Consider the following 9,358-nt stretch of genomic DNA (forward strand, 5'->3'; position numbering starts at 1 on the left):
TAAAATCTAAAATCTAAAATCTAAAATCGGATGACTTCTTCCGCTGTTTCCCTCTCCCAAATTCAGGATTTCCTAGGTAAAACACCTCCCTTTGACCGACTCTCAGAGACGGCTCTGTCAGCCTTGGTGGCTAAATGCCAACTCCTCGGCTACCGGACGGGGCAACCCCTGTTTGAACGGGAAAAAATGCCCACTCAGGTGGCAATTATCTATCAAGGTCAGGCGAGGCTGCTCGGCTTTGACCAGCGCTCGCAGCGCCACGTAAGTTTGCGCTTGGTGCAGTCGAAGGAAATTCTCGGCTGGGCTGGCTTGCTCAGGGGAGTTCCCTGCGAGACGGCGATAGCCTCTACAGATGTGATCGCGATCGTCCTACCTGCCGAAGAATTCCTGAGCGTAGTGGAAAAACAGCCGACATTTGGAGAAGCCTTTCGCGAACACAGTTCCTTGAGCGAAGTATTTGAACTGTTGAGCCTGGAGTTGCAGCGCCAAGCCGACGGCACTTCCAATATCAAGGAACTCACCCTGCAAGCTTGGCAAGACGCGGCAGTTGTCAACGTACCAAACGGCAACAAAAAAACTCAAGACCTCGCCCAAGAGCTAGATGCCGATCGAGTTTGGCTCGTCAGCAGCGGCGTATTGGGCGACTTTCCCACCGGCAGCCGCTTCATAGTGGAAAACGCAGCCAAATCGTTAAAAGTAGAAGGTCGCCTCGGCGCCCGCTTGGTCGGCTTCCGGGAACCCCCAGAACCCCAACCCGAGCCAGACCAATTAAATGGCACGGTAGAGCCTGCTGTCGACAGCCAGAATCCGACCGGAAAACTGCTCGACATTCAGATAGCCCCAGAGCGTCCGCCAGAACCCACAACCGACCAACCAAAGGATGCGGCGAGATACCCAGTTTTCCGAGCCAAAGGGCAGATTGACGCCCCGCTAGCTTGCTTCCAAATGTTGAGCAAGTATTTCGGCCTCAAATTTCGTCGAGATATCATCCGCAAAGTTCTAGACAATCAGTTAAAAACCGCCGGTTCCATCAGCATCCAAGCCTGCGGTGCGATCGCCCAAAGCATCGGCCTCACGCCCCAATTGGCGCAAGTGCCAGCAGAAGCCATCAACCGAATCAAAGCCCCGGTAATGATTAAATGGGAAGACAGCTTTGCCATTATTTACAGCATTACCGAGCAAGAATTGGTGATGGCGACAGCCGAAAAAGGGTTGATGCGGAAGCGGATACCTCAGTTTAAAGAAATCTGGGGAGAATCAGGAGAAGTCCTGCTGCTGCAAGCTCCGCAAGTCGAACAAAAAGAGCAGTTCAGCTTCTGGTGGTTTGTGCCGGCGCTGATGGAACACAAAACAGTGTTTTTTGAGGTGTTGCTCGCTTCGTTTTTTGTACAGTTATTTGGTCTGGCCAACCCATTAATCAGCCAAGTAATTATTGATAAAGTATTGGGTCAGCGCAGCATTGACACCTTGGATATTTTGGGGGCATTTCTGTTAGGTGTCGCCCTGTTTGAAGGACTGCTCAACGGTTTGCGTACCTTTTTGTTTATAGACACCTCAAACCGCATCGATGTCAAATTGAGTGCGGAGGTAATCGATCACTTGCTCCGGCTGCCCCAGAATTACTTTGATAATCGGCGCGTGGGAGATCTGGTTTACAAATTCAGCATGATGGGCCAGATTCGGGAATTCATGACGAGTACAGCTCTGACAGTGGTTCTCGATGCGGTATTTTCGGTGGTTTACGTCGCCGTTATGCTCTCTTACAGCGTGCAGCTAACGTTTGTATCTTTGGCAGTGGTACCGATACTGGGGCTGATGATTGTTCTAATCAATCCGCTGGTGCTGCGCCTGATCAAACAGAGAAATATGCGTTTTGCTGACTCTCAATCTTATCTAGTGGAAGTAGTCAGCGGGATTCAAACTGTTAAGGCTCAAAATATTGAATTGAAATCCCGCTGGGAATGGTCTAGCCGCTACGCAAAATACATTACAGCCAGTTTTAAAACAATTATCACGGGAACTACCGCAGGTACGGTTAGCAGCTTTTTAAACCAGGTGGGTAACTTAGCTCAGTTGTGGGTGGGAGCTTATTTGGTACTGGGAAATGAGATTACTTTGGGTCAGTTGATTGCTTTCCGAATTATTTCCGGGAACGTGACAGGTTCGCTGCTGCGTTTTGTCAGCGTGTGGCAGAGCTTCCAAGAAGTCTCGATGTCGATCGATATGCTCAAGGATATCGTCGATAAGCCGACGGAAACCAGCGATGAAGACCGGAGCAATATACCGCTGCCGGCAATTCAAGGGCAGGTTACCTATGAGGAAGTTTCCTTCCGATTCCTCGAAAGCGGGGCACTGCAACTGGCGAATGTGAATTTGGAATTTCCCGCTGGCAGTTTTGTGGGAATTGTGGGAGGAAGCGGTTCCGGTAAAAGTACGGCGATGAAGCTGTTGCAGCGTCTTTATCCGCCGCTGTCGGGCCGGATATTTATTGACGGCTATGACATTGCTAAGGTGGAACTGTACTCGCTCCGCAGCCAACTTGGGGTAGTGCTGCAAGATACTTTGCTGTTTAACTGCTCGGTACAGGAAAATATTGCTCTGAGCAATCCCGATGCGAGTACGGATGAGATTGTGCGAGCTGCGAAATTAGCGGTAGCTCACGATTTTATTATGGGCTTGCCTGCTGGCTACAATACGATAGTCGGAGAGCGGGGTGCGTCGCTTTCTGGGGGTCAAAGGCAGCGTTTGGCGATCGCCCGCACGATTTTGCAAAACCCGAAACTGCTGATTTTGGACGAAGCTACAAGCGCCCTCGACTACCATTCCGAACGCCAAGTTTGTAATAATTTAGCAGAAGCTTTCGCCGGCCGCACGGTGTTTTTCATTACTCACCGCCTGACGACAATCCAAAACGCCGACATAATTATTATGATGGATCAAGGTTCTGTAGTAGAGCGGGGAACTCATAAAGAATTAATGGCCCTTAAAGGGCGTTACTACTGCCTCTTCCAACAACAAGAGTCATCGAATACCTGATAGCTAAAAACTCACAACCTATCGCTAACGCTTAACAACTGACAACTAACAAATGGCAATGAAATCGGTAATACTTTCTGAGCAACCAGTCATTCTCGAAAAACCAGCGATTTGGTCGCACTTGTTTTTGTGGATGATCATGCTGATAACCACTTCCGCTGTAGTTTGGGCTTATTTTGCTAGCGTAGAGCAAGCTGTCCCCGCTGTGGGCCAATTAGAGCTAAAAGATGGTGCTAGAGACATCCAAGCACCTGCTACGGGCGCTGTGGTGAGACTTCACGTTGAAAATGGCGATCGCGTGGAAAAAAACCAGCCTCTGCTCACTTTCAACCCCGTTGCACCCAGTGCCGATTTAACATCGATTCAGAAAACTAAAGAAGCTCTGGAAAAGGAAAATAAATTTTACGAAGATGTGGTGAGCGGCAAAATTCAAGGCCCCGTTCCTTCTAACCTACAATCAACAATCAAGGACAGACAGAGCCTGACAGCACAAAATCAAGTGCTGCAAGCTTTGATTGACGAGCTGTACCTCAACAGGGGAGCCAGCGGAAATTTTGATGCTGCCCAACAAGGACTTTATGTTAATTATCGATCGGAGTTTCTGTCTCGCGTAGCCTCCGCCCAAGGTCAAGTTCAGGAGTTGGAAAAACAACTGAAGCAAGCTCAAGATGCTGAGAAAGCCGCCCGCGATCAAATGACCGTAGCACAGCAACAATTGGGTTTTGCCGAAAACCAATTAAATTATGCCAAGCAGCAGTTAGATTCATCGAAAGAGCAAATAAAATCGGCTCAGGCCCAGAAAGATTTAGCCCAAGAACAGTTAGCGAAAGCCCAACAAGTATTGAAGTCGAATCAAAACATTCTAGGTAGACTCGGCCCCCTGGTGCAGGAAGGAGCCATCGCTGAACTGCAAAAAGAACGTCAAGAACAAGATGTTTTCAAAGGCCAAAGCGACGTTCTCAAACAGCTCGATCAAATCAAACAGCGCGAAGGTGAAATCAACTCTCGCCTCGGCGAAATTAACACGCGCCTCGGTGAAATCAATACGCGCCGAGGTGAAATTAACGCGCGTCAAGGTGAAATCCAAAAAATTACTGCTGATATACAGCGTCAACAAGGAGAGCAAGACCGCATTCAGCAGTCGATCAACCGCGCTCAAGAACAGTTAAAAAACACCAAGGATGCCTGGGCAAAAGAACTTTACAGCAAAATAGCTGAAAACGAAAAACTAATTGCCAGCAGCGATTCTCAGCTAAGCCGCTTCAAAGTGGAAAACCTGAAAAAGTTGTCCGAGGTGAACGCTCAGCTAGAAAAGGCTCAACAAAACCGCGATACTCAAGTTCTGAAGGCTCCGGTATCCGGTGTTATCTTCGATTTAAAACCTTCTAAGAAGGAGCAAGCTAAGCTGGATCTGGCGAAAGATCCTATCTGCCAATCCATTATTAATTCTGTAGTGAAACCGGGCGAACCGCGCCCAAAACGCTGCGAAGAAGCTTATTACGAAGCGCAACAAACTGAAAAGCTACTCAAGGTTTTGGATGACGAAAACGGTCTGGAAGCAGTTGTTTACCTGGAAAACAGCAATGTGGCTCTGGTATTGGATGCTTTGAGGCAGAAACGGGAAAAATTGGAGCCGTATCACGGCAAACAATTAGACGGAGAAAAGGTTGACTGCGAAAAAGGTAAAAGTTGCGTTTGTCCAGAGAAGGAAATTAACAGAGAGAAACTGGGCTTGACCAAATACCAATGCGTGCCTGTGGAAGTTAATGTAGAAGCTTTCCCGGCTCTGGAGTTTGGTACTGCTGAGGGTGAAGTGAAAGAGATTAGCAGCGATGCTGAGCCTCCTACTGAACTGCGGAAATACTACGCTTTCAAAACCAAAATTAAGCTCAAGAATCAGAAGTTTCTTTTGAACAAGGGCAAGCCAAATGAAGTGGCGGTTAACTTGCAGTCGGGAATGTCCGTGAGTTCTAATATTAATATCGGCAAGCGGACTGTTTTGCAGATGTTTATCAACCGATTTACTGGGAAAATGGATACGTTCAAGACTGTTAAGTAGCGAACAGTTGACGGTTGACGGTTGACGGTTAACTGGTTCCCGGGCTCTGCCCGGGAACCGATGTCCAGAGGCTCTGCCTCGCAAGCTTTCATCAAAATTGGAGTCAGAGTCTCCCGGCGTTACCAGGCTCGGACTGGTAACGAGTAGAATTAGAGCGACCTACTTAAAAGAAAAATTGAGCGCAGCTTGGTATAAAATGGTGATGGCAATCGGTGCGATCGCACATTGATGAAAAAATTAATCTTATTTACTTTATATCTAATTCCTGTCTTCTTATTAATCGGATTTGTAGCGAATTTTAGCGTTAACGTTCCCGTTGATGACGAGTGGAGGTTAGCTAGCCTTTTTCAAAAAATAGCTCAGGGAAATGTAACTTTTAACGATTTTTGGGCTTTGCATAGCAACCACCGCATAGTTTTCCCTAAAATAATTATTGCGGTTCTGGCTTTTGCTTCCCGATGGAATATTAATTATCAGTTGTGTCTCAGCATAGGTTTGGCGGCGATAACTTTTATCGCTATGTACAAGTTATCCTCGATGCAAGTTAAGAAGGTCGCGGATGATTTGTGGCATTTAGCTAATATTTTAACTTGTATTTTGCTTTGCTCTCTAGTTCAGCACGAAAACTGGCTTTGGGGATTTCAATTAGCGTGGTTTTTCGTAAATTTTTGTTTTGTAGCTGCGATTTATGCGCTGCTTTCAAATCACAAATTATTGCCTAATATAGCAGTTTTCAATCGGATGAAATACAGTAGGGAGACGGCAGTGTCCTGTCCCTACCCGATATCTGCACTTCACTATCTTAGAATATCGATTGCGGCTTTATTCTGCTTTATTGCTAGTTTTTCGCTTGCTCAAGGCTTGCTGTCTTGGTTGGCTGCGATTCCGGCTGTGGCAGCTTTGGAGGGAAATGCAGCGCAGAAACGAAAAAGAACGATCGCATGGATGCTGCTATTTGTGGCAACTTGTGCTGTTTACTCAATTGATTATCATCCTAGTCGGAAAGCAAGTATTATTTCATTGTTGAATAAGCCGCTGGTGGTTATTGATTACTTTTTAAGTTTGCTGGGTTTGCCAATTGTTCGCTCGCCTGGCATTTCGGCATTTGTTGGATTGGTAATATTTGCAATATTTGTATTTTTTGTAGTTTATTTTGGGAAAAAGATTGTATCAAGTTCGGCAGCTTCATCTGTGAGTGCTAACTCAGAAAAGCCACGTCAATTCCCGGCAATTACTTCGTCCCTCGCAATCACAGATAGGAATGATATTGCTGAGAATTATGAGGCTTTACCTTGGCTGTCAATAGGTTTTTTTTCTGTTTTATCGGCTCTGTTTATTACGGCTGGTAGGGCAGAATTTGGTGCCATTCACGCGACCGAATCGTCGAGATATACGACTAATTCGATTTTGCTATTAATTGCTTTGGTTCAGCTAGGGCAATTGTTTGTCAGAGGTAAGGATAGAGAAACAAAAGCAAGGTTAAAACGTAATTATAAATTTATTTATCGGGTAGTTGCAGGGCTGTTAATTGCTACAATTATTCTTAACTCCCAACAGGCGATCGCCCAATCTCGCTCGGCACTTCTTTACAAACAAGGCGCTCAAGATTGTTTGCAGTTAATTAACTATCTGGAACCATCGGATTTTTTTAAGAATTCGCCGGAAAGCTGTTTGAGGGTGCTGAGCAAAAAAACTTGGCTGGTGAGAGAAGGCGCTGCAATTATCGACAAAATAGGTTGGATAAAGTTCGCGAAAAATGTAGAGTTTATTTCTAATACCGAGAAAGTTTACGGCTATTTAGACAAACCTCAAACCAGCGATAAATCCTTGACTGTTAAGCAAAAGGATGCTGTCAAGGCTGCTGGTTGGGCGGTTTTGCCAGAAAATTTGCAACAGCCGAAAATTGTACTGCTATCTGTCGGCGATAAACAATCTTTTTTTGCTAACGCTTATGTCAACTCAGACAGTCCCGACATTGCTAAGAGTTTAAAATCTGAGTTATACAATAATGCAAGGTGGGCTGTTGATTTGTCTGGTAATGATTTGCCGATCGCCCAAACTGAAATTAAAGCTTGGGTGTATAATCCTGTTGACAACCAGTTTGTCCAGTTGCGCGGAGGATGAGGAGTGAAAATTTCTGCGATCGTACCAGCTCACAATGAGGAGGGCTGTTTGTACGGTACTGTGCGGGCGATCGCCCAGACGCTGGATTTAGAAGGCATTCCGCACGAAATTTTGATTGTGAATGACAACAGTGTCGATCGAACAATGGATATTTGCCAGGAGTTGTCAGAGACTTTTGGCACCGTTAGATACATCAACAATCAACCTCCCAACGGTTTCGGATTTGCCCTGCGACGGGGATTGGCGGAATTTGACGGAGATGCTGCGGCAATTGTGATGGCCGATGCTTCCGACGATACCATCGATTTGGTAGCAGGATACCGCAAATTGCAAGAAGGATATGATTGCGTTTTCGGTTCCCGCTTTATCAAAGGCGGCTTTATAGTTGATTATCCAATTCACAAGTTAGCAATTAACCGCTGAGCAAACTGGTTTGTCAAAAGTATTTTCGGCTTGCGGTACAACGATGTCACCAATGCTTTTAAAATTTACCGCAGAGAAGTGATAGAAGGCGTGCAACCGATTTTGAGCCATCATTTTAACTTGACAGTGGAACTGCCTTTAAAAGCAATTGTCCGGGGTTTTTCCTATACAGTGATTCCTCTGAGGTGGTACAATCGGACTGCTGGTATTTCTAAGCTGAAAATAAAAGAGATGGGCAGTCGGTATTTGTTTATTGTATTGTATGTCTGGCTGGAAAAACATCTCTCTCGTGGCGACTACCACCGGGCTAGAAAGATAGCAAAGTTAAAATTGAATGCCTGAGAGAATTTTGATTGTTGGTGGTGCGGGTTTCATCGGCAGTTGTTTGGCAATTGGTCTGCAGAAACTGCACCCGGAATGGCAAATAATTTGTTTAGATAACCTGCGTCGCCGGGGTTCAGAATTGAATCTGCCTCGGCTTAAAAGTTGCGGGATTCAGTTTGTTTACGGGGATATCCGCACAGCGGCAGATTTAGATCCAGTTGCACTCAATGCTGACAAGCGAATTTCAAAGGTGGTACCCGCCACGTGATTTATCCGTGGAATCAATCCCAAATCTCAAATCGAAAATCCTCAAGAAAGAGCATTTATCCGTGGCGTCAATCTAAAATCTAAAATCTAAAATCGATTGACTGCATTATAGATTGTGCTGCGGAGCCTTCTGTACTGGCTGGTTTTAGTTCGCCACAGTACGTTTTGCAGACGAATTTACTGGGCACTGTGAATGTTTTGGAGTTGGCGAGACAAACGGGTGCGAGTTTGCTGTTTTTGTCTGCGAGCCGGGTTTATCCGATCGCCAGTGTCAAATCTGTTAAGCTGTTAGAGTTGCCGAATAGATTTGCGATCGCCCCCGAGCAAACTTTACCCGGTATATCCGAGTTGGGCATATCAGAAGACTTCCCATTAAAAGGACACCGTTCGCTGTCCGGAGCAACTAAATTAGCTTCGGAATTGCTAATTGAGGAATACAGGGAAGCATACAATGTGCGGGCAATTATTAACCGTTGCGGGTTAATTACCGGTGCTTGGCAAATGGGGAAAGTAGATCAGGTAGTTTACGGTTTGTGGGTGGCCGCTCACTATTTTCAAAAGTCGCTGAGTTATATCGGTTTTGGTGGCAGCGGGAAGCAAGTTAGGGATTTACTGCACGTTGAAGATTTGTTGAGGTTAGTTAATTATCAGTTAGAACATTTTGCTGAATTTGACGGCGAAGTTTTTAATGTAGGCGGCGGTTTGAGCAATAGTCTTTCTTTGGTAGAAGCGACGGATTTGTGCCAAAAGATTGCGGGAAAGTCTATTCCGATTAATCCTGTTTTGGAGGAACGCCCGGGGGATATTCCGATTTTTATTACTGACTCTTCTAGGGTGATGGATAAAACAGGGTGGCAGCCTGTTATGGGGTCGGAAGCAGCTTTGCAGGATATTTATGATTGGATTGCGGCTAATGAGGTAGTTTTAAGTTCGATTTTGTAGGGATTTTTTGCACCGTAGATGTTTTGTGCAATTTGGTAATAAAACAATTTCTTCTGTGGTATTGAAACGGCACTGCCTTGTCCGGCATTAGGGTACGGCGCCGTGTCCATTGGTGTCAACTTAAGACTGAAATCCTTGATAAATATCGGTTTTACCTGAGTCTAGATCCCCCTAAATCCCCCT

The 9,358-nt window shown here is 45.8% G+C and carries 7 protein-coding genes; all 7 read left to right on the forward strand.

What is annotated here, in order from left to right:
- Positions 1-30: 30 nt before the first annotated feature.
- The 7 genes from QUB56_RS09960 to QUB56_RS09990 all read left to right on the forward strand — a co-directional run bounded on the left by QUB56_RS09960 (position 31) and on the right by QUB56_RS09990 (position 9,175).
- Positions 31-3,036: a peptidase domain-containing ABC transporter gene (locus QUB56_RS09960; protein WP_332954983.1), complete on the forward strand. Its 3,006-nt coding sequence runs from the start codon at positions 31-33 to the stop codon at positions 3,034-3,036.
- A gap of 52 nt (positions 3,037-3,088) precedes the next feature.
- Positions 3,089-5,095, forward strand: a complete 2,007-nt coding sequence (locus tag QUB56_RS09965; RefSeq protein WP_445243324.1) for a chromosome partitioning protein ParA — start codon at positions 3,089-3,091, stop codon at positions 5,093-5,095.
- Between the two features lie 228 nt (positions 5,096-5,323).
- Positions 5,324-7,219, forward strand: a complete 1,896-nt coding sequence (locus tag QUB56_RS09970) for a hypothetical protein (RefSeq protein WP_332954985.1) — start codon at positions 5,324-5,326, stop codon at positions 7,217-7,219.
- Positions 7,220-7,222: 3 nt separating this feature from the next.
- Complete coding sequence (locus tag QUB56_RS09975) at positions 7,223-7,642, forward strand: glycosyltransferase family 2 protein (RefSeq protein WP_332954986.1); 420 nt, start codon at positions 7,223-7,225, stop codon at positions 7,640-7,642.
- A gap of 30 nt (positions 7,643-7,672) precedes the next feature.
- Positions 7,673-7,984, forward strand: coding sequence for a hypothetical protein (locus QUB56_RS09980; RefSeq protein WP_332954987.1), 312 nt, complete (start codon positions 7,673-7,675; stop codon positions 7,982-7,984).
- Positions 7,977-8,234 carry an NAD-dependent epimerase/dehydratase family protein gene (locus QUB56_RS09985; protein ID WP_332954988.1) on the forward strand — a complete coding sequence of 86 codons (258 nt, stop codon included), beginning with the start codon at positions 7,977-7,979 and terminating at the stop codon, positions 8,232-8,234. The genes QUB56_RS09980 and QUB56_RS09985 overlap by 8 nt, the downstream gene beginning before the upstream one ends.
- A gap of 134 nt (positions 8,235-8,368) precedes the next feature.
- Entirely contained in the window at positions 8,369-9,175 is an 807-nt protein-coding gene (locus QUB56_RS09990) for an NAD-dependent epimerase/dehydratase family protein (protein ID WP_445243325.1), read from the forward strand.
- The last annotated feature ends 183 nt before the right edge of the window (positions 9,176-9,358 follow it).

This window comes from Microcoleus sp. AR_TQ3_B6, from assembly GCF_036702785.1.
Taxonomy (GTDB): Bacteria; Cyanobacteriota; Cyanobacteriia; order Cyanobacteriales; family Microcoleaceae; genus Microcoleus.

What these genes read in the sequence shown, in the direction of transcription:
- QUB56_RS09960 (WP_332954983.1), top strand. Translation starts at nt 31, where the DNA reads ATGACTTCTTCCGCTGTTTCCCTCTCCCAAATTCAGGATTTCCTAGGT.
- QUB56_RS09965 (WP_445243324.1), top strand. Translation starts at nt 3,089, where the DNA reads ATGGCAATGAAATCGGTAATACTTTCTGAGCAACCAGTCATTCTCGAA.
- QUB56_RS09970 (WP_332954985.1), top strand. Translation starts at nt 5,324, where the DNA reads ATGAAAAAATTAATCTTATTTACTTTATATCTAATTCCTGTCTTCTTA.
- QUB56_RS09985 (WP_332954988.1), top strand. Translation starts at nt 7,977, where the DNA reads ATGCCTGAGAGAATTTTGATTGTTGGTGGTGCGGGTTTCATCGGCAGT.